Raw genomic sequence first — 25514 nt, forward strand, 5'->3', positions numbered from 1 at the left:
GCACTCTCCTCTTTTATATGTGTAAAGGAAAGGATTAACTTGTTTCTTACTATAAAGGGAGAGTGTGAATTTCATGTGAACTCCTAGTGAAATTAAGACAAATTATTTGACTTCTTTTACTTTTTGTAAATTGAAATAGAATACAACACTATTAGTCGTATTATACACACCGTATTCGGCATGATGGAGGTCTAAAATGTTTTTTACAATAGATAATCCGAGACCGGTACCTCCAGTGTGACGGCTACGTGATGCATCTATACGATAGAAGCGATCCCAAATTTTTTCAAGACTTTCTTCAGGGATAGGGTTTCCTGTATTTTCGATTTCGACTTTTACGGTATCTTCTGCTTCTATAATAGAGACTTGTATTTTTTCTCCATCTGGCGTATAACGGATTGCATTACTTAGTAAGTTCACAACTACTTGCTCAATGCGACTGCGATTTGCTTTAACAAGTATAGAAGGGTCTGCATCGACATTCACTTGTAAATGTTTTTCTTCCATGCTAAATAATAATTTTGTATAGACTTGTTGCGTTAATTCACCGATTGAGAACGTCGTCATATCTAGTTTGTAAGTACCAGATTCTAACTTTGCTAATTCTAACATTTCAACAATCAGCCTGTTCATATTTTCTGTTTCTTCTAATATAACATCAGTATAATACGAAGTATCCTTACTAACGCCATCTTTAATTCCTTCTGCAAAACTTCTAATTACACTCAGTGGTGTTTTTAATTCGTGTGACACGCCAGAAATGAATTCTTTTCTTGTTTTCTCTAATTGACGTTCACGTTCAATATCTTGTTGTAACTTTGTATTAGCAACATTTAATCGATCAATTCGATCTTTTAAATTTACAGATAATGTATTGATACTGCCAGAAAGTCCGCCAATTTCATCGTCAGCTGTAACTGGTAATTTCTCACTAAAATCAAAATTAGCCATTTTTTTCGTAACACGATTCATTTTAATTAATGGTTTTACAATGATTTTTGAGTAGTAGAAGGATAACAAAATAATAACGAGAAACACGATGATTAAGGCATAGACATAATAATCTTTTAAAACGAGCATCGCTTCATTAACAGGCTGCAAAGATGCTATCGCAAAAGCGTATTCTGTAATCCTTCCATTTTCTATAATCGGTTTTACAAAGATACTATTTTTTATATTTTCTCCGCCATCTAATATGAAAGTACTTAATTGGTTCGAGTTAGAAGTGCCCTCTCTAATAATATCTGCAAAATATTGAACGGCTTGTAATGTTTCAATATCATTTGCAAGACGAACCTCAGCTTTTGATGGAAGCTGTAACTTAGTTATAACACCTGTAAAGACGATTCGAGTTGTAGATTTGTATCGGCTCGCAAGTCTATTCTTAGAAGGATTTCCATTAATTGATTGAAAATCCGAATAGAAATGTTCGTTTTGCCATTGATTATAATTCGTTCCTAATTTTTGTGGTGTGATTATATTATTCTCTTGTACGACTCCATCAACATTGATTATTACATCTTTTTTTAAACCTAAATTTTCGAATTTATTATATTCTTCTGGTGTTAAAAGATTATTGAGTGGAATGGAATACTGTTTATTATTGTTGGGATTGAATACATCGATATAGTAATTGTTATCACTTTTAATAATACCGTTAGAATCCAAAAACTGCATATCGGCATTTGTTTTATCATGAAATTCTTGTTTTAGTTTTCTAACCTTCTCATAACTTTTATCACTTTTATCATAATTATCTACGAATTTTTCAAAAGCAGTTTGGACTGTTTTTACTTTCTTATTAATATAAAATTTCTCTAAAAATAGAGATTGTCCTAGGAAAAAAAGTAGGAATATGATTGTAAATAAAGTGGATGTTAATAAAAATAGTTTAAAGACGATACTTCTGTTTTTCACTGCGTCACCTCTTATGAGAAATACTGTAAATGATTTCTTTATCCCGCTTTAACGGGCAATAAGACTCCCATTTCAAAATTCGGCGAATACAAGGGAGTTAGGCGGGAGATCAACTGCCCGTAAAATCCTGATTGGTTCAACTAATAATCAGTGGGGATGGAAAACCCCCCCCACTGATTAAAGTTTCACTTTATTATAACAAACGTTACAAGAAAGTAGAGGGGAGAAATCTGTCTCTTTATAAAATAGTTATTTATAAAAAGTCACATAAAAAGAACTTGCCAGACGTATGACAAGTTCTTTAGTGTATTATTGTTGAATTGCTGCATCTAAAGCGATTTCAATCATTTCGTTAAATGTAGTTTGACGCTCTTCAGATGTTGTTTCTTCGCCAGTGAAGATGTGATCGCTAACTGTTAATACAGATAATGCATTTACACCGTATTTCGCTGCTAATGTGTAAAGCGCAGTTGTTTCCATTTCTACTGCTAATACACCGTAATCTCCAAGTTTTTTAACCATGTCCATGCTTTCACGATAAAACACATCTGCTGTTAAAACGTTACCGACACGAACGTGTAATCCTTTTTCAGTTCCAGCATCGTAAGCTTTCTTTAAAAGATCAAAGTTTGCAGCTGGTGCAAAATCAAATCCTGGGAATGTTAAACGGTTCATATTAGAATCAGTACAAGCCGTCATTGCGATAATAACATCACGAACTTTTACATCTTTTTGAATTGCACCGCAAGTTCCAACGCGAATTAAATTTTTAACTCCGTAGCTTTGGATTAATTCGTTTACATAAATAGAAATAGAAGGAACACCCATACCTGTACCTTGAACAGATACACGTTTTCCTTTATAAGTTCCAGTGAAACCTAACATACCACGTACGTTATTATAGCAAGTAACGTCCTCTAGAAATGTTTCAGCGATATATTTTGCACGTAATGGATCACCAGGTAATAGAATAGATTCAGCGATTTCGCCTTGTTTTGCTTCGATATGTACACTCATGAAAAGTCCTCCTTATAATGTATTGATAGAAATCAATATCATTTGCATTATACACTACGAATCCTTTCAATTAAAATCTTTTTATTATTTGTAATATGTGCAAAATAGGAGGATTTCATAAATCATAATCTAGAATATATATCTTAAGAAGTTTTGTATGAATAGAGACAATAAAAATGGTAGGTGATGTTTTGAAAAATCTTGTCATTGGACTTATTGCGTTAGTACTTATTGTGGCAGGAGGATTTTACATAAAAAAATATCAAGAAAACGAAGAGACTGTAGGAGATGTTCAGGAAGTAAAGTGGGATGTTTCAAATGGAAAGGGAAATGAGAAAGTAGATATTGTATTTCAGTTGTTAAACAAAAAAAATAATGAAATTCGTGGTATAAATGATCAAATGCGGGCTGTGATTGTAGATGGACAGTTAAAAAACATACAACAAATTAAACCTACATTTGCAGGGAACGGGTCATATAAGTTATCTTCCAAAATAGCGAAAGACGAAGAATATACAATATTTTTATACGAAGATAAAAATAAGTCCGTAGAGTCATTCGCTAGGAAAGATTTTGGTAGAACGAAAGAGGAGAACAATAAGAAAAAAGTGAAATTTCCAATCGACAGTGTACTTACAAAAAAAATAGGAGAGTATGAAGTTTCTCTTTTATTTGGCGCATTACATCCGAATGAACCAGTTACGTTAACATTTCAGTTTCAAGCGAAAAAGGGTGAAAAATTGAAATTACATTCAGAGAGAGGAGAAGTAGAGTCACTCTATATCGTGGATGAAACGAAGGAGAACTTTTTATACGCTATGCCTGTAGATACGGATGAGCAATTACAATACCGGATTACATTTCCTGCCGAGGGCACGTATAAAATGTGGGGGAATTTCTATATAAATGGTAAGAAGTATGAAAAAGAATTTATTGTACAAGTTCAAAAAAGAAAAAACAGCTAAGAATTTAGCTGTTTTTTCTTTTTCCTATTAATTTTGTTACAGAGAGCATTGTAATTGGTAAAGAATGATTCTTCCTAAATGCTAAATATTTACCGCTCCATGCTGGTTTATATTTTTCTTTAAAATGTCGTAATCCGCTGAAACTATACGTATAACGAACGTTATTAAAGATTGCAGCAGCCACTCGTTCAGACCAGAAAGACTGTGTGGATAAACCAACATTTGAAAGTGGTGCCATACCAATATTAAAGGAGTGGTACTCATTTTCTTTTGCCCATTGGAATAAGTGGATGAAAATTGCGTCCATAATGCCGCTAGGCGCATCTGGATAATATCGCATTAAATCGACAGATAATGATCCGTTTTGATATACGGGCATGAATGTTGTGAATGCAATAATTTTTCCATCCGCATCAGATAATGTTGCGATAGGAGCGCGACTAATATATTCACGATCGAAGTATCCGAGTGAAAAACCTTTCTCTTTTTTTCCACCAAGCCATGCATCTGAAACTTTTCTTAACTCTTCATATAATTCGTCGGAGAAAGGTGGCTCATGAATAGAGAATGTATAGCCTTCTCTTTCAAAACGGTTGAAAGTAGCTCGCATGCCAGCACGTTTCTTTCCTGTTATTGTAAAGGTATTTAAATCAACAACAGCTTCTTCACCGAGCTTAAAGAAGTTATAACCAAAATCGTGATATAAACTCATCCATTTACTTTCAATTTGGTAGAATACACAAATGTATCCAAATCGATCAGCCTCAGCTAAAAACTCTTGCAATACAGTACGATAGGAGGAAGGGTCACCAATTGGATCACCTAGTACAATAAGTCGTTTTCCAGTTATTGAGAAGAGAATGAGTGCTTTTCCATCACTACTGAAAAAGAACTGTTTATCTCCTAAAAAACCTAAATGACTAAGTACATTTCCACCATGTTCATCTAAGAAGTTTTGTAATCTTTTATCATTAGCTGGTTGCCCGGGAAATTCATTTCGATAACGATTTGCAATGAGTGAACCAATTAGTAAAAAAGTAGGAACAAAAAAGGCAGCTGCTAATGCACTTCGTTTCACTTGTGTAATATTACGAACGACAAAATCAGGTTTGAAAGCTTCCTTTGCACCTGCAAATAAAATACCTAAGTTTTTATATAAATATAACGTTACAAGTAGGAATATAAAAACTTTTACGATATCGGAAAGTGAGACTTCCATTTTCTCACGTACAAACCTTTTACGAAGCATATACAATACAGCGAGTACGATTAATAAAATAAACGTTTCTTCAACATCAATTCCTTTTAGTGTATTAAAAATAGCCGCTCCAATTAAAGAAACAATCGTCATATAATAAGAACGTTTTGTTCCGTAATATATCCCCCGTGAAAGAATGAGTAGGAGAATACCGAATGTTAGCGATAAGCTAAAAGAAAATTGAATAAGGTGTTTTGGAGCTAGAATATGTAAGGCGTGTGCCCGATTTATACTTGTCGGTAGAATGGTTGATAAAATAACCATTAAGCCAGCAAATACTGTTAAAGCAGCAGATGCCCAAGAACCTAACTTTCCTAGAAAGTCACGCTGCAAGGTCCATATAACACCAGTTGTCTCTAATGCAGGCGCAATAAAAGGTTTATCTTCAAACTTTTTAATGGCTACTCCTGTCATTTCAAAAGCTGCAAAAATGAGACCAAGGCAGAATGGTAAGATGTAATAGACGAGACGATATAATAACATAGCAGGGAGTAAAACACCTGTATCGATGCCGTATTGCCCAAGCCCAGTTAAGAAGACAAGATCAAATGATCCAAGGCCACCAGGAACAAGACTAACGACACCAGCTAAAGCAGCAATGACATATACGCCTAAAAACTTTTGGAATTCGATTTCAATGCCAAATAATAGTAATATGACGTACATAACAATACCAGCAGATACCCATTCGACTAATGAAACTAATGAGTATAAAACAGTTGGGTTTTTCTCCTCTTCTTCTTGTTCCTCTGTTTGCGTCGCTTTTCTATTTTTTAATTTAGAAAATCCGATATATATAGGGACGAAAAGAGCGAAGAAGATAAGAACAGGCCATAGCCATGGTTTTTCATGCAAAATAAATCTCGTGTCTAATATTCCGATAAGACCAAGAAATGAAAGAATGGCTAATCCATTAATAAAGGCAGTTGTCATCCAAGCGATACTTTTAATAAGTTTTCCATTTTCTTTTATATATGGACGATAAAGCATTGTGCGTACGCCGGCTCCAACGAGACCACCAAACCCGATAAATCCATTTAAAGTATTAGCAATCCACGAGATACGGAAAATCTTTTGGACAGGAATATCAGCTTTTAAGTAACGAAGCATAACATAGTCATAAAAGAACATTGTTGATACAGCGAATGCACCAAGTGTAATTGCTAAAAAGACTCCTCCAGTTGGAATGTTTTTAATTGTATCAATCGCTTCTAAAAAAGAAATGCCCGCTAATTCTTTTTTTGCTTGAAAGAATACAATTGTTAATACAACAAATGGGAAGATAATTTTCCCGATTTGTAAGAAACGTTTCCATGAAAACGACATAAATACAACTCTCCTTGTGTAAGAAAACTGAGACAATAATATTATTATGACAAACTTCAAGAAAAATAAAAAGGTAAATTCCTGTATAGGGGAGCTATTTTTTATATAGGTATATTTAAAAGAATATTTTGTTTATCAGAAAATTAAGTTAGAATAAGATGAAAGAAGGGGGAGGGGAGTATATGATTATAAAAGGTTATGTAGGATATGAGTTAGAAAAAGCGAAACCTAATACATCAGAAGATTTTTTTAACAGATCTGAAGTGACATATATACTAAATGGTAAAGAGAGAACTTTTTCGGTTTTATACGTTCGATATTTTGAAGAAGTTTTACAAGAAATTACTCCTTTTGAAGGAAATCCAGTGTATAAAGTAGAAGAACAAAACATATATTTGCGCGATATTGTAGCGATATGTTGTTTAGTGAAAGATAAGGAGCTTCGTGTGCAAAAACGTTTGTATTTAAATAATATGGAAGAATTTCAACAATATTTTGATGAGGGAACGGTGTCGAAAGTACAAGAAATATTGGCTGAATTACATAAAAATAAAAGAGTAGAAATAGCGTGAAATGGCAAAGGAGAGAGAAAAAATGTCTAATTTGATGGTTGAAAATCAAACAGAACAAGTTTCTATATTTTTAGAAGATGCTATTCATTTAATAACCAATTATGTAAATTATCATACGTTACCTTCTTTATTAGAGGAAACACCAGCAGGGAATGAGCGATATTATAAAGGGTTATTAGCATCAATGAGACGACTTCTCGTTTTTTGCGAAGAAGGACAGGATGCATGTTTTGTTTTGTTGAATAGTCAGCCATTTCGAAAAACAGCAGCTGAAAAAATTTTATATAAGATTTACCATCAAGTAATTGCAGAGTTTTTTTCACCGAAGAGTGATCATTGGTATGAAAATAGTCGGTCTGCATATACAGGGAAAAATTCTATCGTTTTTCAACAAACACCACCTGCATCTTTAGAGCAAGTGATGAAGAGTTTAGAAGGTAAATTTCAATTGATGCGTGAAGAACTAGAATATTATGAGACGGATTATCAGACAAAGATGTTACACAAATATTGATTGAGGAAAAGAAGCTAAGGTGACTTAGCTTCTTTTCCTTTTGTACAGTTATATAAGGGATTTTCATTGAATATAGTTAAGTGGATAGCATTAGGGAGGTGCAACATGAATCAGCAAGGTGTATTTACAGATTACTTTCATGAAGTAGAAAATTGGTGTGAAAGTGTTCTTCACGTATTAGATAGCCGCGCAATGGAAGTGTATGATGTCCATATGCTTGCTTATAAAATTCAGACGTTATTAGAGCGTATGAAAGAGCATGAGTATGAAACAGATGCAGAGTTTATGTATGAAATAAGTGATGATGTAGAACATATTCAGCATCACTTGCAGGAAGTATTTATGCAAGAAGAAGAGGAATATGAATTATATGAAAGAGGGGATAGTGAACGAGCTGTCCCAATTGGAGGACATACACTCCCGCCATTACCTTATCCGTATAATGCATTAGAACCGTATATTTCTAAAGAAATTATGATGTTACATCATGATAAACATCATCGGAGTTACGTGGAAGGGTTAAATAAAGCAGAGAAGATGATGGAAGAAGCGAGAAAAACAAATAAATTTGATTTAATTAAGCATTGGGAAAGGGAAGCGGCTTTTCATGGGTCAGGTCATTACTTACACACGATATTTTGGAATAACATGAAAAAAGACGGTGGTGGAAGTCCAAGAGGAGCTTTTTCACAACAAATTGAACAAGATTTTGGGAGCTTTTTACGTTTCCAAAAACATTTTACAGAAGCAGCATCTAAAGTAGAAGGTTCAGGCTGGGCAATTCTCGTTTGGGTGCCCCGGTCTGGAAGGTTAGAAATTTTGCAAAGTACACTTCATCAATTATTTACACAATGGGATACGATACCACTCCTTGTACTAGATGTCTGGGAACATGCGTATTATTTACAATACCAAAATCGAAAAGATGAATATATTAAAAACTGGTGGAATGTTGTAAATTGGCCTGATGTAGAAAAAAGGTTTGAAACTGCGAAACAAATTGAATGGACACCATATTAGACGCAAATTCTCTGCGTCTTTTTTAATGGAAGCAGAAGGAAGATTTCGTTCATATTTTAAAAGGCCAAGCATACACTTGTACAAAAAGTGCCAAAAGGACGTGGGGGGAAATATGAGACGAATTTGTGTAATCATTACGCTTCTTATTATGTACGCAAGCGTTATGCCGATTCCTACATATGCAAAGATGAACAGCAATGTCAGTGCTCGAAATGCTGTATTAATGGAGCAACAGTCTGGTCGTGTATTATACGGAAAAGCAGAACATGAGCCTCAAAAAATTGCTAGTATAACAAAAATTATGACCGCCTTATTAGCTGCTGAATCAGGGAAGATGAAAGAAATGGTATCAGTTAGTAATGAAGCGGTGAGGGTGGAAGGGTCGGCAATCTATTTAAAGCCTGGACAAAAAGTGAAGTTAGAAGATTTAGTATACGGACTCATGCTTAGATCTGGTAATGACGCAGCGCAAGTAATTGCTGAAAGTGTGGGTGGGAGTATAGATGGATTCGTATATTTAATGAATCAAAAAGCGAAAGAAATTGGAATGAAAGATACGCACTTCTCAAACCCTCATGGCTTAGATGGAGATGGATCACATTATTCGTCGGCTTACGATATGGCATTATTAACGAAATATGCAATGGGAAACGAGACATTTAAGAAAATCTTTGGAACCAAAACATATAAATCAGATTCTTGGGATTACCCGTGGAAAAATAAACATAAGCTGGTAACGTCTTATTATGAATTTGCAACAGGAGGAAAAACAGGCTTTACGAAGAAAGCTGGGCGAACGCTTGTTACAACGGCATCAAAAGATGGACTAGATTTAATTGTCGTAACTTTGAGTGCCTCTAGTGATTGGGATGATCATATGAATTTGTTTGATAAAGGTTTTGAACGTTTCAAACAAACGAAAGTTTTAGGACAAGGAGCAATTGCTGAGATAAATGAAAAGAAGTATGCCAACCATGTTTATACGAAAAATAGTTTTTCGGTACCGTTAACTGAAGAAGAAAAAAAGAACGTAGTATTAAAAGTTGAACTAGATAAAAGTACAAAACTTACGGATGGAGTAAAGGTTGGGAAGACAGACATTTATGTTGGTAATGAAAAAGTTGGAGAACGGAATTTATTTTATAGTAAACGGAAGTTAGTAGCTACAACGGGACTTTACTGGAATAATGTGAAAGAAATTTTTTCTTACATGATAGGTGTTGGGAACGATGGTTAATCTCGTATGGGTAGCGATGGCTGTCATTGGGATTGTATACGCCATGATAAATGGAACGATGGAAGAAGTGAATAAAGCTGTATTTGACGGAGCAAAAGATGCGGTAACGATTTGTATAGGACTTATTAGTGTTTTAGTATTTTGGCTCGGTTTAATGAAAATTGCAGAGGAAGCCGGATTGTTAAAAAAATTAGTTACACTTTTTATGCCGATAGTAAAAAGGTTGTTTCCAGAAATACCAAAGGATCATCCGTCCATGGGATTTATTCTATCAAATATGATGGCAAACTTTTTTGGTCTAGGTAATGCAGCAACCCCTCTTGGTATTAAAGCGATGGAACAACTAAAAGAGTTAAATGGAGGAAAGGATTCGGCGAGCCGTTCTATGGTGACGTTTCTAGCATTAAATACATCAGCTATTACATTAATTCCTACGACAGTCATTTCAATTCGAATGACGTATGAATCAGCCAATCCTACTGAAATTGTTGGGGTAACATTTATTGCACAAGTACTTTCTATGATTGGAGCAATTTGGATTGACCGCTATTTTTACCGAAGAAGGAGTAGAAAGGGGCGGAAAAAATGAGTATTGTAAATACAATTTCCTTATGGGTAATCCCTTGTGTAATTGGTTTTATCCTTTTATATGGCACGATAAAGAAAGTGCCGACGTATGAATCGTTCGTTGAGGGAGGAAAAGAAGGGATTCAAATTGCAATTTCCATTTTACCGTTTATGGTTGGAATGCTTGTGTCTATTTCTATATTCCGATCGTCAGGTGCGCTAGATGCAATGATATCAGTAATGAAGCCAATGCTAGATTTAATTCACGTTCCAGCAGAAATCGTTCCATTAGCACTAATACGTCCTATTTCAGGTTCTGCTGGTCTAAGTATTACGACTGATTTAATTGCCACATATGGGCCAGACTCATTCATTGGGAGATTAGCTTCTACGATGCAAGGGAGTACAGATACGACTTTTTATATTTTAACAGTATACTTCGGAGCTGTTGGTATTAGAAAAATGGGAGATGCATTAAAAGTAGGTCTTTTTGCAGATTTAATCGGAATTATTTGCTCGATTGTCTTTGTTTCCCTATTGTTTCAGTAAAGCTATTCATTTTTTATGCTATTTCGCGTATAATACGTATACGACCACTATTAAGGTGTAGCTTAATAGTGGTTTTTTTATGCAGTATTTTTGACAAAATGATGAACTTTTATTGTGAGAAATATGAAAAATATGGACAATAATAAAGGATAAAAACATGATTTGACCTTTATATGTTTAATATCATCGCTATGTTGTTTAAGGGAGATGGAGCGAATAACCGTAAAGCGTATGCGGTTGCCAAGTCTTTCTAATGTAAGGTAAGATAAATTCGAGGTGAAAAAAAGAAATGGAACGATTACAAAAAGTGATTGCGCAAGCAGGTATTGCATCGAGAAGAAAGGCTGAGGAATTAATTCAGCAAGGAAAAGTGAAAGTTAACGGAAAAATAGTGAAAGAGTTAGGAACAAAAGTAACTCCTCAAGATAAAGTAGAAGTAAATAACATCCCTCTTGAAAAAGAAGAACCTGTTTATTTTTTACTATATAAACCAACTGGTGTAATTTCAAGTGTATCAGATGATAAAGGTAGAAGTGTTGTAACAGACTTTTTCCCTGAAATTACACAACGTTTATTCCCAATCGGACGTCTAGATTATGATACGTCAGGAGTATTATTAATGACAAACGACGGGGACTTCGCAAATATATTAATGCATCCTAAATATAAAGTTGAAAAAACGTATGTTGCAAAAATAAAAGGTCCATTAACAGGTGAGAAAATTCGCATGTTAGAACGCGGTGTTGCACTAGAAGACGGTAAAACAGCACCAGCACATGTGAAAATTATTTCTTGGGACAAGCGTAAAGAAATGGCTATTGTACAATTAACAATTCATGAAGGACGTAACCGTCAAGTACGTCGTATGTTTGAAGCGTTAGACTGTAAAGTAGTGAAATTAAAACGTGAACGTTATGCTTTCTTAGAAGTAGGAAGCCTGCGACCTGGTGATGCGAGAGAATTGACACCACATGAGGTGAAACAATTACGCGCGCTTGCTTCTACAAAGCCAAGATAAGCTATAGAGTTAAAAATTCACCAGTGGAGTGCTCTGCTGGTGATTTATTCAATACAACATTTACAGAAGATAATACATAACATTTACCGAGGAGAGGAGAGGTAATATGAAGAAAAATCGCTTATTATTTCGCATTATTATTCTACTCATTTTATGCGGTGCTGTAGGATTTACACTTTATCAAGGATATTTCACTAAAGAAGAGAAAATGCAAATCGGAAAAGAAGCACCTAACTTTGTTGTGACAGATTTAGAAGGAAAGAAAATTGAATTAAAAGATTTAAAGGGAAAAGGTGTATTTTTAAACTTTTGGGGAACTTGGTGTAAACCGTGTGAAAAAGAAATGCCTTATATGAATGAACTATATCCAAAGTATAAAGAAAAAGGCGTTGAAATTATTGCGTTAGATGCAGATGAAACGGATATTGCTGTTAAGAATTTTGTGAAGCAATACGATCTTAAGTTCCCAGTCGCAATTGATAAAGGCGGAGAAATTATAAAAACGTATGGAGTAATACCGTTACCAACAAGCTTCTTGATTGATAAGGATGGTAAGGTGATTCAAGAGATTAAAGGTGAACAAACGATAGAACAATTGGAGGAGTATTTAAAGAAAATTACTCCGTAATAAAGAAAGCCTTTACATAAGAGGTGCGTGTCTATAGTGCCTCTGGTTTAAAAATTCTGAGTATTGCGGTAACTCGAGGTTAGAATATACAATAGTACATATAGAGACAGGGCGGTGAGAGTGTTGAAAGAAATTAAATGTGAATGTGGACATGTTAATCCGATAGGAACCGTTTTTTGTGAAGCTTGCGGGAAACCATTTGAAAGCAATGAAAATGCAAAACTATTGGATATGCGCTATGAGGGGAGTGCACGGAGATCTCTCACGCAAACAAAAACGATAGTCGATAAAATTTGGAGCTTTTTTTCTTCTGTAAAAGTGGGTGTATGGCTAATCGTAATAACTTTAGCTGCATCAGCGATAGGAACTATTTTTCCGCAAGAAATGTACATAACTCCAGGGATTGCACCAGCTGAATATTATAAACAAGAATACGGATTTTTAGGACAATTATACTATCAATTAGGATTTAATAATTTATACGGTTCATGGTGGTATATGATTTTGATTGCTTCTATCGGTATTTCACTTGTGATATGTAGTTTAGACCGCGTTATTCCACTTTATAAAGCTTTAAAAAAGCAAGGCGTAAAAAGACATCCTAGCTTTTTAAAGAGACAGAGATTATATGGGACTGGTACACCGAAAGATGGTGACCTGGAAAGAGTGCAAAAGAATTTAAAGAAAAGAAACTATAACGTGAAAGTGGAAGACGGAAACGTTTTAGCAGAAAAGGGACGCTTCTCGCGTTGGGGTCCATATGTAAATCATATCGGTCTTATTATCTTTTTATTCGGTGCGATGCTTCGTTTTTTACCGAGTATGTACGTAGACGAAGCACTTTGGTTACGTGATGGTGAAACGAAAGAAATACCAGGGACGGATGGACAATACTACTTAAAAAACGAGAAATTTATAAAAGAAGTTTATGATAAAAGTAAGGACAAGGAAGTTTTTGAGGAAGCGATTGATCGTGTAGGCGATAAAATGATTGCGAAAAACTTCCAAACGAATGCTGTATTATATAAAGCTGTGGGCGAAAATATAGCAGGGCAAAAACCAAAGTTGGAAAAAGTAAAAGAAGCGGAAATTCGAGTAAATGAACCACTGAAATTTGATCAATTTGCAGTGTATCAAGTGGATTATAAAGAAAGTGAATTTAAAAGTATGTCCTTCAACTTGCAAAATAAAGAAAATAATCAAAAATGGGGACCGATTAAAGTAGATTTAACGAATCCTAAGGAAAAATATGATTTAGGAAATGGTTATTCTCTAGAACTATTAAGCTATTTTCCTGATTTTTATTTTGATGAGAATGGAAAACCAAATACAAAAACGAAATTACCGAACAATCCTGCATTTGTATTTAAAATGTTTACACCTGAAACACCAGATGGTGAAGTGAGTTTTGTTGGTATTCAGCAAAATATAGAACCTGATGGAAACAACAAATATAAAATGTCGTTTGCAGGTGTTGAAATGCAAAATGCAACAGCACTTACTGTAAGAAAAGATTTAACGCTTTGGATTCTCGGTATTGGAGGGTTTATATTTATGGTTGGTGTCATTCAAGGTATGTATTGGAATCATCGCCGTATTTGGATACAACGTGTTAATGATGAATGGTGGATTGCAGGGCATACGAATAAAAATTGGTTCGGTTTAAAGAAAGATATTGAAAGAGTAATAGAAGGTACAGCAATTCCACAGCCAAATGATAAAGTAATCGATAAAAAAATTAGTTAAGGTGGGGAAACGATATGGTGCAAATAAGTAGTAACTTTCTCTTTACCGCATTTATTTTATATTTAATTGCGACTCTATTTTTTGGTGGAGCCATTAAAGAAAAGGGTCATAAATGGGCAAATGTAGGAATAACAATTACAATTTTAGGGTTTATAGCACAAACAGTATATTTTGTTACAAGGTGGATCGCATCAGGGCATGCACCAGTTAGTAACTTTTTTGAATTCGGTACATTTTTCGGCATGATGCTTGTAGGAGCATTTATTGTAATGTATTTTATGTACCGTGTAAGTATAATTGGACTATTTGCATTACCAGTTGCGCTTTTATTAATTGCCTATGCAAGTATGTTTCCGAGGGAAATATCTCCGCTTATTCCATCTTTAAAAAGTAATTGGTTACATATTCACGTGACGACTGCAGCAGCAGGACAAGCAATTTTAGCGATTAGTTTTATTACGGGCGTTATGTATTTATTAAAAAATGTAGATCAATCAACGAGAAGTAAACGGACATTTTGGCTAGAGACGGTAGTATTTACACTTGTTTGTACAGTTGGATTTATTGGAGTAACAACGGTATTTTCTAGTATGAAATATGAAGCGAAGTTTCAATGGGTTGATAAAAATGAACAGCAACTGGAAATGAAGTACAATCTTCCGGCTTTAGTTGGACCGCATGAAGGGAAGTTACTGACAGAAAATAAATTAGAACCGGCAGTTGAAGTTCCAGCGATTGTAAATGCGAAGAAATTAAATACTGTTATTTGGTCAGTGTTAGTTGGAACATTACTTTATATTGTATTAAGACTTGTTTTACGGAAGCGAGTATCGGCAGCACTTCAGCCGTTAGTAAAGAATACGAATAGTGATTTACTAGATGAAATCGGATATCGATCTATTGCAATTGGATTCCCAGTTTTCACATTAGGAGCGTTAATTTTTGCAATGATTTGGGCTCAAATAGCGTGGACGCGTTTTTGGGGCTGGGATCCGAAAGAGGTTTGGGCACTTATAACGTGGCTCTTTTATGCTGCAGTACTACATTTACGATTATCTAAAGGGTGGCATGGAGAGAAATCAGCTTGGCTTGCAGTAATTGGTTTTGCAATTATTATGTTTAACTTTATTGTAGTAAACTTAATTATTGCCGGTTTACATTCATATGCATAGAGAAATAAAATAGGAGAGTGCATGTCACTTTCCTATTTTATTTTTGTCAACTTTTCTTCTTTTTTGAGAAAAACATGACAAAGTAGCGGTTGATTTTGTAAAATGATGTCGAGGACATTATATACTGTTCAAAAAAAATACATAGTTTTGGAAAAAAATTGAACAAAATTTATTATTCTTGTGAAGCATAACATGGGAAGTGAAACATTTAGAAGATTGCTTAAATAAACGAGAATAGCGCAACATAATAGTAAAGAAGGGTAGGTGTGAACCGCTGAAGTGAGAGTACGCAGCGGGTAGATATGGAAAATGAATCAAGAATTTTAATTGTAGATGATGAGGATCGTATTCGTCGTTTATTGAAAATGTACTTAGAAAGAGAACAATACACAATTGAAGAAGCAGATAATGGTGATACAGCTTTAGAAATGGCGTTACAAAATGATTACGATTTAATCTTATTAGATCTTATGATGCCTGGTAAAGATGGCATTGAAGTATGTAAAGGGGTTCGTGAGAAGAAAGCGACACCAATTATTATGCTGACAGCAAAAGGTGAAGAAGTAAATAGAGTACAAGGATTTGAAGTTGGAACAGATGATTATATTGTAAAGCCATTTAGTCCACGTGAGGTCGTGCTACGTGTGAAAGCGGTATTACGTCGTGCTGTACCAACAACATTCTTTACACAAGATACAACGACAAAAGATGTTACTGTATTCCCGCACTTAACAATTGACAACGATGCACACCGTGTTACTGCAGATGGTAATGAAGTAAACTTAACGCCGAAAGAATATGAGTTACTATTATTTTTAGCGAAAGCTCCTGATAAAGTATTCGATCGTGAGCAACTGTTAAAAGAAGTATGGCAATATGAATTCTTCGGAGATTTACGTACAGTTGATACACATGTAAAGCGTTTACGTGAGAAGTTAAGCAAAAAATCACCAGATGCAGCGAAAATGATTGTTACTGTTTGGGGTGTAGGTTACAAATTTGAGGTTGTGAACGACTGATGCTTTGGAGAAGTGTAGTAGGGAAGTTATGGATGACCATATTACTTCTCGTTTCGTTTGTTCTTGGATTTGTTGCGATTTTACTTTCACAGTTTTTTAGAACGTATTATGTTGATATGAGTGAAGCTAGGCTTCAAAAAGTCGCAACAAGTGTTTCAGAGTTAATTGAAGAAGGTGCCGATGTAAAAACGATTGAGAATATCGCTTACAAATTCTCTGATCCACTTTCAAGGATTATTATTGTAGAAGATGGTAAAGAAATCTCTTCTTCACCGAAACAAGAAGGCTTAGTCACTCTTACAATGGATGACTTAAAAGAAGATAAAGAATTAGCGGCTGTGTTTACAGACAAAAAAGAAATTAAGAATAACATTAGAAAAGCCTCTAATAGTAGAAAGAATAAAAATACTGAAAATGATATTATGATTGTCGGAAAACCAGTGCAATCAAAAAATCAAAGTGCAGTGTTTGTGTACGAATCTTTACAAGTGCCGATACAAGGTATGGAAAGAACGACTGATTTTATATTCTTATCAGCAGGGATTGCGATTATATTAACAACTTTCTTTGCATTCTTCTTATCTACTCGAATTACAGCACCACTTCGTAAAATGCGTGAGGTTGCTTTTGAAGTGTCGCGTGGGAAGTTTGATGCGAAAGCTCCTATGGTATCTCAGGACGAGATTGGTGAGCTTGCAACGGCCTTAAATCAAATGGGGAAACAGTTGAAGTTTAATATGAATGCCCTGCAGCAAGAGAAAGAACAGTTAGCAAGTATTTTGAGTAGTATGGCAGATGGGGTTATTACATTAAATCAAGAAGGTGAAGTTGTAGTAATCAATCCGCCGGCTGAACATTTCTTACAAGTTTGGCAAGAAGAAAAAGAGATAGAGCTCAGTAAAAAACTGCCTTCTGAACTTGTTGAACTATTCCATCTCGTTGTAGAAAGCGAACAACAACAAGTTGTTGAAATTAATTTACAAAAAGGGAACTATGTAGTTCTTATGACGCCGCTCTACAATCAAACGAAAATTCGCGGGGCTGTAGCAGTACTGCGAGATATGACGGAAGAACGTCGTCTTGAAAAGATGCGTCAAGACTTTATTGCGAATGTATCGCATGAACTTCGTACACCGATGGTCATGCTGCAAGGGTATAGTGAAGCAATTTTAGATGATATTGTGCAAACGAAAGAAGAAATTAATGAGTTTGTTCAAATCATTTATGATGAATCTGTTCGTTTAGGTAAACTTGTAAATGAATTATTAGATTTAGCACGCATGGAAAGTGGTAATGTAGAGTTACATATAGGTGAAGTGGACATACATCCGTTTGTTGAAAAAATTGGTCGTAAATTCCAAGGGATCGCAAAGGATAAAGAAGTTGAACTAACAGTTGATTTCAAAAATCCAATTGAACAATACCCGTTTGATGCAGATCGTATGGAACAAGTATTGACGAATTTAATTGATAACGCAATACGTCATACGAACGCAGGCGGACATGTAACACTTGTAATTGATACGAAAAATAATGGTCTCATTTTTGAAGTACAAGATTCGGGCGTTGGTATTCCAGAAGAAGATATTCCATTTTTATTTGATCGTTTCTATAAAGCTGATAAAGCAAGAACACGTGGGAAAAAAGGTGGAACAGGACTCGGGCTTGCGATTGCGAAAAATATTGTTCAAGGCCATGATGGTAAAATTTCTGTATCAAGTGTTGTTGGAGAAGGAACTAAATTCTCTGTCTATTTACCGAATCGTATAATTTAGATATACGTTTTTAAAGTTGATAATGAATAAAGTTCTGCTGTTTTTTATTTTTTTGTAAACTCAATTAAATAAAGAATGGTAGAACTTTTTTCTATGTTGCTCGAATAAAGAATAACAAGAGAGGTGCTGTGAAGAAATGAAATTATATACAAAAACAGGAGATAAAGGAACGACAAGTGTAATAGGCGGTAGGGTTGATAAAGATGATATCCGTGTGGAAGCGTATGGAACAATAGACGAGGCGAATTCTCATATCGGATATGCAATGACTAAACTACAAGGCGGGCCTTTCGGAGATATTTACAATGAACTTGAAACGATTCAACATGAACTATTTGATTGCGGGGGAGACTTGGCGATAGTAGGCGAGAAGATACCTTATAAAGTAAAAATTGAAATGGTCGAAAACTTAGAAAGTAGGATTGATTCGTATATAGAAGAAGCACCGCCGCTAGAGCGCTTTATTTTACCAGGTGGAAGCGAGTCGGCAGCTGCTATTCATATTGCACGTACAGTTGTAAGGCGAGCAGAACGATGTATCGTATCCTTACAAAAAGAAGGAAAAATAAATGAAGTTGTTCTAAAGTATGTAAATAGATTATCTGACTATTTATTTGCAGTAGCTAGAGTAATAAACGCTCGATTACAAGTAAAAGATGTAGAGTATAATCGCAGTGCAATCGTTTTTCGTGATAAGAAAGAGAAGGAAGTGGAGTGATTCACTTTCTTTTTTTGTATACTTTTTTCTGTAATATACCAAAATAGAGAAGGTATGGTGGTAATTAGAAAACGGAGGATGTATATGAAAGCTTTAAAATACGGCGTCATGTTATTGACAGTACTGTTTTTATCTCAATTACATGTGTACGCAGAGGGAAATCAATGGGCATGGCCTGTTGAAGGACAGATAAGTGATTATTTTGGGACAAGACACGGAAAACACTACGGTATAGATATAGCGGCACCGATCGGCACGCCTGTGTCAGCTATTCAAGAAGGGAAGGTAACAAAGTCTTATTATTCAAGTAGTTATGGAAACGTTATATTTATTAAACATGGAGAATATGAGGCTGTGTATGCACATTTAAATAAGAGATATGTAGTTCAAGGGGATTATATTTCAAAAGGAGAAAAAATTGGAGAAGTAGGGAACACGGGAGAATCGCGAGGTGCACACTTACATCTAGAACTTCATCAAGGAAGATGGACGATGGCGAAAAAGAATGCGATGAACCCATTGCTTGTTTTAAGTGAACAAAGAAATGAAGTTGTTTCTTCATCATTATATGTTGTACAAAAAGGGGATACTTTAGTTAGTATTGCACGGAAATTTAGTATGACACTTAAGGAAATTAAAGAAAAAAATGGATTGCAGCAAGAGCTAATTTATCCTAATCAACAATTATATGTTAAGTAAAGGCAACGTCTCAAAAATTAAACTTTGAATATTCTTAAATAAGGTTCAATGTAAATGAAATTATATGGACGCTTCTCCTAGAAGTATTGAGTGAATTAGAGTATCTATATTTAAAAGAAAACCGTCCCGAAATTTATTTTGGGACGGTTTCTTTTACCAAAAAATAAAGACACATATAAATCCAGAAATAGCTAAATAGCTATATAAGTAAAAAACTTTTGTTCTTGTTTTCTCTTTTGTTCGAAACAGTACGATAGTCGGTTCAATTAAACCGATTGTCAAACAAAGTAGGCCAAGAAGCATACAACCAATCGAAATAGAATACAGGGCGATTTGTGGTGCTTGAAATGGAATCATCCATTTTAATAAAAATGCAATAAGTGCAGTGTAACAAATGCTACCGATGTATTTATTCAGTGGTGTATTAGAACGAAAACCAGGAAGTTTTTTTAAGAAAGAGCGGGAAACAACTTCTGTTTGTAAAGATGTATGCTCTTCAATAATTTTTTGAGCTTCTTTTCCTTTTTGAAAAAGAGATAAGATCCAATTTCGCTCACCCTGAAAAATAAATTGAGAAGTTGTCAAATAGTGATCAATCTTCACTTTACTCCAACTCTTCCACGGATGACGCTCGCACAATTTTAATTTACTTTCTGTTTTCTTATCATACTGATAAATACTGATGCCATCTTCATCGAAAGTAGCATAGTATGTCTCGTTTGAGAATGTGCCTAAATCAATTGGGCAGTAGAAAAGTAATTCTTTTTTTAAGTAAAAGTATTCTTTTCTTAAGTTTTTTTTCATTGCTTCTCGAATAGAATGTCTCTTTTCTTTTTTCATGACATTTCCTCCATAACTCAGAAAATGTTCTTATCTTAACAATTCAATATCTTATCACTTTTAATTATATATGACTAGGTAATTCAAAAGAGAAATGCCGAATAATAAAAAATATGGATTGTATTGTAAAATATTTCGCAATTCATTTGTTGTTACGAAAAATAAATAACTAATTTTAAATAAGTTACAATTTTTTAGTTCACAATGTTATGAGGTTGTTGTATAATGAAGGGGAAAATAGAATATCGGTCTATCTTCGGGGCAGGGTGAAAATCCCGACCGGCGGTGATGAACTATTTATGATTTTGTTCTAAGCCCGCGAGCCGTTAAGGCAGGATTTGGTGTGATTCCAAAGCCGACAGTATAGTCTGGATGGGAGAAGATGGAGGTTCAAGCGTTCAAAAAAGATATGGATTTGAACGTCTGTTTGATGTGCCTAAAATTCTCCCTTTGTGTAAAACACAAAGGGTTTTTTCGTTCTATGAAAAAATAGGCATAGCAGAACCTTTCCACTTTCCATGAGATGATCGATGGAAAAGGAGAGAGAAAGATGAAACAAAAAAACAGTGTAGTGCAGATGGTGAGTGTAGCGATGCTAAGTAGTATTGCATATTTACTAATGATGTTGGATTTCCCGTTCCCAGGGCTTCCGCCATTTTTGAAAATTGATTTTAGTGATGTACCAGCTCTAATTGCAGCAATTATCTTTGGACCAGTAGCAGGAGTGATTGTAGAGGCGATAAAGAACATTTTACATTACGGGATTCAAGGAAGTTTAACAGGAGTACCAGTTGGAGAAATTGCAAACTTTATTGCAGGATGTTTATTTATTGGACCAGCAGCTTTCTTATTTAGAAAGTATCGTACTGTGAAGAGTTTAACGACAGGATTAATGCTAGGGACAATTACAATGGCACTTATTATGAGTGTATTAAACTACATCATCATATTCCCGGCTTACACTTGGTTTTTAAATTCACCGGCTATGTCTAGCGAAGCTATCAGAACAACGGTTGTAACGGCAATCTTACCATTTAATTTAATTAAAGGAATTGTTGTAACAATTGTATTTGTAGCATTATTCTCACGCCTGAAAGTATGGGTGTTTGCAAAAATGAAAAATGCATAATATATATTAAAACCATTAGTAGTGTGGAACTACTAATGGTTTTTTATTAAGGAAAATAAAATTTAGATACAAAAAACGCCCCTCATCAATATGAGGGGCGTTTTTTGTAGTTAATAAAAGACTATTCGAATTTTAAAGCGTCTCCGTCGAATGATTCGTCAGCAACTTTAATTGAGTCAGTTGGACAGCCTTCGAATGCATCCATCATATCTTCAATTAATACATCTGGAATTTCAACGATACCTTGGTTATCGTCTAATGTTACAAATGCAATACCTTCATCATCATAGTCATAAATGTCTGGTGCAGCAGCGCCACAAGCACCACATGCAATACAAGTATCTTTATCAACGATTGTATATTTTGCCATCTTTTTTTCCTCCTGATAATATGTATGTGAAAAGCTCGCCATAAAAATTATAACCTTATTGTAAAACGGTTTGTGAAACTTTTCAACATAAAATTATAATGATAATGCTTATCAATTAGAGTGTCAACTTATTTTTGAATTATTTCATAAGATTTTCAAAATACGTAAATGTGATTTCGTTTGATACAATAGAATATATACAAGTATATAGTTCTTATATGATAAGTTTAATGAGCGACAGTAGATAGTGTAATTGTACTGAAGAGAATGAAGTTAAGATTGGAAGGTGGAAGCGGTCATGCAAATACAATATACTTTGTTGCATTGTTTAAAACAATTGAATGGTGAAAGAACCGTTTCTTCTATTTATTATTTACTAAAGGGCAAACGTTCTTCGCAAACTTTACAAGATGGAAATATGTTCCGGATTTCTTTTTTATTCGGAATATATAAATCATTAAATAGAAATGACTATGATGGTGAAGTTGTAAAGTTGTTGCAAGCGGATTTTATTCAAGAAATACATGAAAATACATATGTGTTAACACCTACGGGTAAAATGCAGTTACATAAATGGGAGGAAGTTTATGCTTTTCCAGCGCATTTGCATGGTTTACATTATGGTGAATTAGGTGAAACATTTTGGAAAAGATTATCATTGATTATTCAAACCATATCAAATTTACAACAGAATAATACGAAGTTTATCCCAATTCAACAAGATACAGAAATAATGATGTGGGTAAAACGTTTTCTAACAGGAAGGCCATATAAAAGAAGTGAGTTGGCGAGGAAACTATGGACGGAAGTACATAATCTTTTGGAAAAGAGTAATGCGATAGAAGCGACGATTGTAACATATCGACTAACGGGCTATGAACGTATTGGTTGTACATTGCAACAATTAGCAGAAATTACGAAACAAGATATATTCAGGGTGTATTTTTTATTTTGGGGTACAATGCATTTCTTTATACAAGAAGTTCGTGATAAAGAAAATGAATTTCCACTATTAGCTGAAATTATATCTTATCCAAATGAGAGAGCTGAATTATTTAGTTTATCCACGAAAAAAACATATAATTTTTGGAGACAAGGGCGTTCTTTAGAAGAAATAGCGACGATTCGGAATTTAAAGGTTGCAACGATAGAAGATCATTTTGTTGAAATTGCTTTGCGAGAAAAAGATTTTTCTATTGAAATGTTTATGGAAAAAGAAAAGATAGACAAAGTAATAAAAGTAATTGAAGCATTACAAACGCGGAAGTTACGTGTTTTGAAACAAGCGGTTGGAGAAGATATCTCTTATTTTGAAGTTCGTCTTGTATTAGCGCGGATGGAGGGTGTAAATGAAACTTGAAGAATATTTATATAAGTGGTTTGGATATTCTGAATTTCGTCCAGGTCAAAAAGGAGTTATTACAGATTTATTAGAAGGAAAAGATGTGATAGCAATGCTTCCGACTGGAAGAGGGAAATCTATGTGCTATCAGTTTCCAGGGCTTATGCGAGAAGGAACAGTGCTTGTTGTATCACCGTTATTATCTTTAATGGAAGATCAAGTGACACAATTAAAGTATGTTGTGAAAAACCGAGTGATAGCATTTAATAGTTTTCGGACATTAAATGAAAAAAGAGAAGCGATGAAAAAATTATCTTCATATAAATTTATTTTTGTTTCACCAGAGATGTTACAGTCGGAGTTATTAATTAGGGAATTGAAGAAAATTCATATTTCATTATTTGTTGTTGATGAGGCTCATTGTATTTCTCAATGGGGTTATGATTTTAGACCGGACTATAAGAAACTAAATGTAGTTATTGAAAATATTGGTTCTCCTACAGTATTAGCATTGACAGCCACAGCGACAAAAGGGGTACTACAAGATATCGCAGACAGTTTAAATTTAAAGGGTGCCGCGGAACATGTATACTCTATTGACCGTCCTAATATTGCAATGGAGGTGCAATTTGTAGAGACGATAGAAGAAAAGAAAGAGGCGCTTTTGGAGCAGGTGATGTATTTACAAGGGCCGGGAATTGTATATTGTTCAAGTAGAGCGTGGACAGAAAGGTTAACGGAATACTTGAGAGGAAAAGGTGTTACTGGTGTAGCTTTTTATCATGGTGGTATGGAACATGAAGAGCGTATGTTAATTCAACAACAGTTTATGAACGATCAATTGCAGCTTGTAATATGTACAAGTGCATTTGGTATGGGGGTAAATAAGGCGAATACGCAATATATTATTCATTTTCATTATCCAACTAATATAGCTTCTTACTTACAAGAAATCGGAAGAGCTGGAAGAGATGGCGAACCGAGTATAGCTATTTTATTGTGTAGTCCTTTGGATCATGATTTACCAATTTCAATCATTGAGGATGAATTGCCAAGTAAGTCGCAAATACAATTTTTATTTTCTTTACTACAAGAAAGAATGTTTCAAACGAAAGAATTACCAATAGAAGATGTAGAAGAAATTTGTTATAATGCAGCAAGATTTAATGAGCAATATTGGCGTTTCGTTCGTTATCATCTCGAACAGGTTGGAATTATACAACAACGAAGATTATTATTAGAGGGTTTGTCAGATGAAATTATGAACCGATTAATAGCTGAAGTAGAAATAAGGTTGCGTAATAAATATAGTGAGCTAGAAAATATGAAGTCATGGATACGAGTTAAAGGATGTAGACGTGAATATGTGCTGCAACAGTTCGGTTATAGGAAAGAGAAAGAGTTAAATAATTGCTGTGATTATTGTGGTATTACAAAAGAAGATTATAAAAAAAGACGAGCGCAACAATCGGATTTCGACTATAATTGGGAAACAGAGTTACAAAAGCTTTTCGGCCTAGAAAAGATGGGGGAATGATGAACATTCAAAGGCATAATGTTGAAGATATGAGTCCGCAGGAAATAAGGCTGAATCTATATATAACACAGTTAATTATTATCGGTATTGGCTGTTTACTAGCATATATATTATTTCAAGATGTAAAAGAAGTGTTTAATTTATGGAGATGGGAACCAGTATCTATACTTATTATAGGTGGTTTGTTAGCGATTGGTATTGTGTTATTAGATTATGTTGCAATGCGAGTGTTTCCAGAGTCTTGGTTTGATGATGGTGGTATTAACGATAAGATGTTTCGAGGAATGTCGGTTCTGCATTTACTCATTATTACGTTCGTAATCGGTTTTGCAGAAGAATTTTTATTTAGAGGTGTAGTGCAGACTCATTTTGGAATTGTAATTGCGAGTTTCGTATTTGCAGTGTTACATATTCGTTATATAACAAAGCCATTTTTGTTTTGTTTCGTCTGTTTCATTAGTTTTGTCTTTGGTTATGTATTTGAATGGACAGGGAATTTGTTTATAACAATCTTTGCACACTTTCTTGTTGATTTTATAATGGGACTCCAATTAAGAAAATAAATGGAAGGTGGTGGTG

General features: G+C 34.5%; 24 protein-coding genes and 1 riboswitch. Of the genes, 19 read left to right on the forward strand and 5 right to left on the reverse strand.

Annotated features, from left to right (window positions below; translation table 11 throughout):
- Positions 1-102 precede the first annotated feature (102 nt).
- On the reverse strand, positions 103-1917 hold the full coding sequence (locus ACTJJY_RS01360) for a sensor histidine kinase (RefSeq protein ID WP_440604839.1): 1815 nt from the start codon (positions 1915-1917) through the stop codon (positions 103-105).
- A 309-nt stretch (positions 1918-2226) separates the two neighbouring features.
- On the reverse strand, positions 2227-2934 hold the full coding sequence (gene deoD / locus ACTJJY_RS01365) for a purine-nucleoside phosphorylase (RefSeq protein WP_000110707.1): 708 nt from the start codon (positions 2932-2934) through the stop codon (positions 2227-2229).
- A gap of 176 nt (positions 2935-3110) precedes the next feature.
- On the opposite strand from deoD, the gene ACTJJY_RS01370 reads away from it, so the two are divergent.
- Entirely contained in the window at positions 3111-3899 is a 789-nt protein-coding gene (locus ACTJJY_RS01370) for a hypothetical protein (protein ID WP_440604840.1), read from the forward strand.
- A 4-nt stretch (positions 3900-3903) separates the two neighbouring features.
- Here ACTJJY_RS01370 and mprF read toward each other — a convergent pair whose 3' ends face one another.
- A complete protein-coding gene (gene mprF, locus ACTJJY_RS01375) occupies positions 3904-6483 on the reverse strand; it encodes a bifunctional lysylphosphatidylglycerol flippase/synthetase MprF (RefSeq protein WP_000010848.1) in 2580 nt (859 codons plus the stop codon).
- 182 nt (positions 6484-6665) lie between these two features.
- On the opposite strand from mprF, the gene ACTJJY_RS01380 reads away from it, so the two are divergent.
- From ACTJJY_RS01380 to ACTJJY_RS01445, 14 genes are all read left to right on the forward strand, one after another.
- The gene (locus tag ACTJJY_RS01380) at positions 6666-7055 is read left to right on the forward strand and encodes a hypothetical protein (protein ID WP_440604841.1); all 390 of its coding nucleotides are present in this window, start codon (positions 6666-6668) and stop codon (positions 7053-7055) included.
- Positions 7056-7077: 22 nt separating this feature from the next.
- A complete protein-coding gene (locus ACTJJY_RS01385) occupies positions 7078-7569 on the forward strand; it encodes a YpuI family protein (protein WP_440604842.1) in 492 nt (163 codons plus the stop codon).
- A 105-nt stretch (positions 7570-7674) separates the two neighbouring features.
- Entirely contained in the window at positions 7675-8589 is a 915-nt protein-coding gene (locus ACTJJY_RS01390) for a superoxide dismutase (RefSeq protein WP_001075739.1), read from the forward strand.
- Between the two features lie 112 nt (positions 8590-8701).
- Positions 8702-9826: a D-alanyl-D-alanine carboxypeptidase DacB gene (gene dacB / locus ACTJJY_RS01395; protein ID WP_440604843.1), complete on the forward strand. Its 1125-nt coding sequence runs from the start codon at positions 8702-8704 to the stop codon at positions 9824-9826.
- Complete coding sequence (spmA, locus tag ACTJJY_RS01400) at positions 9819-10415, forward strand: spore maturation protein SpmA (protein WP_000247811.1); 597 nt, start codon at positions 9819-9821, stop codon at positions 10413-10415. The genes dacB and spmA overlap by 8 nt, the downstream gene beginning before the upstream one ends.
- Positions 10412-10942, forward strand: a complete 531-nt coding sequence (gene spmB, locus ACTJJY_RS01405) for a spore maturation protein SpmB (protein ID WP_000029514.1) — start codon at positions 10412-10414, stop codon at positions 10940-10942. The genes spmA and spmB overlap by 4 nt, the downstream gene beginning before the upstream one ends.
- 289 nt (positions 10943-11231) lie before the next feature.
- Positions 11232-11960: a 23S rRNA pseudouridine(2605) synthase RluB gene (gene rluB, locus ACTJJY_RS01410; RefSeq protein WP_000440553.1), complete on the forward strand. Its 729-nt coding sequence runs from the start codon at positions 11232-11234 to the stop codon at positions 11958-11960.
- Between the two features lie 106 nt (positions 11961-12066).
- A complete protein-coding gene (resA, locus tag ACTJJY_RS01415; RefSeq protein ID WP_097845513.1) occupies positions 12067-12588 on the forward strand; it encodes a thiol-disulfide oxidoreductase ResA in 522 nt (173 codons plus the stop codon).
- A 120-nt stretch (positions 12589-12708) separates the two neighbouring features.
- Entirely contained in the window at positions 12709-14334 is a 1626-nt protein-coding gene (resB, locus tag ACTJJY_RS01420; RefSeq protein ID WP_000910517.1) for a cytochrome c biogenesis protein ResB, read from the forward strand.
- Positions 14335-14348: 14 nt separating this feature from the next.
- Positions 14349-15506, forward strand: coding sequence for a cytochrome c biogenesis protein ResC (resC, locus tag ACTJJY_RS01425; RefSeq protein ID WP_000250087.1), 1158 nt, complete (start codon positions 14349-14351; stop codon positions 15504-15506).
- 302 nt (positions 15507-15808) lie between these two features.
- Positions 15809-16525: a DNA-binding response regulator ResD gene (gene resD / locus ACTJJY_RS01430; RefSeq protein WP_000426861.1), complete on the forward strand. Its 717-nt coding sequence runs from the start codon at positions 15809-15811 to the stop codon at positions 16523-16525.
- The gene (resE, locus tag ACTJJY_RS01435; protein WP_326341259.1) at positions 16525-18300 is read left to right on the forward strand and encodes a sensor histidine kinase ResE; all 1776 of its coding nucleotides are present in this window, start codon (positions 16525-16527) and stop codon (positions 18298-18300) included. The genes resD and resE overlap by 1 nt, the downstream gene beginning before the upstream one ends.
- A 136-nt stretch (positions 18301-18436) precedes the next feature.
- Entirely contained in the window at positions 18437-19018 is a 582-nt protein-coding gene (locus ACTJJY_RS01440) for a cob(I)yrinic acid a,c-diamide adenosyltransferase (protein ID WP_000781271.1), read from the forward strand.
- 84 nt (positions 19019-19102) lie between these two features.
- Positions 19103-19717: a peptidoglycan DD-metalloendopeptidase family protein gene (locus ACTJJY_RS01445; RefSeq protein ID WP_098834526.1), complete on the forward strand. Its 615-nt coding sequence runs from the start codon at positions 19103-19105 to the stop codon at positions 19715-19717.
- Positions 19718-19870: 153 nt separating this feature from the next.
- On the opposite strand, the gene ACTJJY_RS01450 is transcribed toward ACTJJY_RS01445, so the two are convergent.
- On the reverse strand, positions 19871-20557 hold the full coding sequence (locus tag ACTJJY_RS01450; protein WP_000711798.1) for a hypothetical protein: 687 nt from the start codon (positions 20555-20557) through the stop codon (positions 19871-19873).
- Between the two features lie 248 nt (positions 20558-20805).
- Positions 20806-20945, forward strand: a riboswitch (FMN riboswitch).
- A 162-nt stretch (positions 20946-21107) separates the two neighbouring features.
- Between ACTJJY_RS01450 and ACTJJY_RS01455 the strand changes: the two genes are divergently transcribed.
- Entirely contained in the window at positions 21108-21686 is a 579-nt protein-coding gene (locus ACTJJY_RS01455) for an ECF transporter S component (RefSeq protein WP_000810856.1), read from the forward strand.
- 121 nt (positions 21687-21807) lie between these two features.
- Here ACTJJY_RS01455 and ACTJJY_RS01460 read toward each other — a convergent pair whose 3' ends face one another.
- The gene (locus ACTJJY_RS01460) at positions 21808-22056 is read right to left on the reverse strand and encodes a ferredoxin (protein WP_001151993.1); all 249 of its coding nucleotides are present in this window, start codon (positions 22054-22056) and stop codon (positions 21808-21810) included.
- Positions 22057-22354: 298 nt separating this feature from the next.
- Here ACTJJY_RS01460 and ACTJJY_RS01465 point away from each other — a divergent pair, with 298 nt between their 5' ends.
- From ACTJJY_RS01465 to ACTJJY_RS01475, 3 genes are read left to right on the forward strand one after another with little or no spacing between them, the layout of a single operon-like run.
- The gene (locus ACTJJY_RS01465) at positions 22355-23416 is read left to right on the forward strand and encodes a helix-turn-helix domain-containing protein (protein WP_001167017.1); all 1062 of its coding nucleotides are present in this window, start codon (positions 22355-22357) and stop codon (positions 23414-23416) included.
- On the forward strand, positions 23406-24935 hold the full coding sequence (gene recQ / locus ACTJJY_RS01470) for an ATP-dependent DNA helicase RecQ (protein ID WP_016082279.1): 1530 nt from the start codon (positions 23406-23408) through the stop codon (positions 24933-24935). The genes ACTJJY_RS01465 and recQ overlap by 11 nt, the downstream gene beginning before the upstream one ends.
- The gene (locus ACTJJY_RS01475; RefSeq protein WP_001025783.1) at positions 24935-25498 is read left to right on the forward strand and encodes a CPBP family intramembrane glutamic endopeptidase; all 564 of its coding nucleotides are present in this window, start codon (positions 24935-24937) and stop codon (positions 25496-25498) included. Before recQ ends, ACTJJY_RS01475 begins: the two co-directional genes overlap by 1 nt.
- The last annotated feature ends 16 nt before the right edge of the window (positions 25499-25514 follow it).

This window comes from Bacillus sp. 22475 (assembly GCF_052044835.1).
Classification (GTDB): Bacteria; Bacillota; Bacilli; order Bacillales; family Bacillaceae_G; genus Bacillus_A; species Bacillus_A cereus.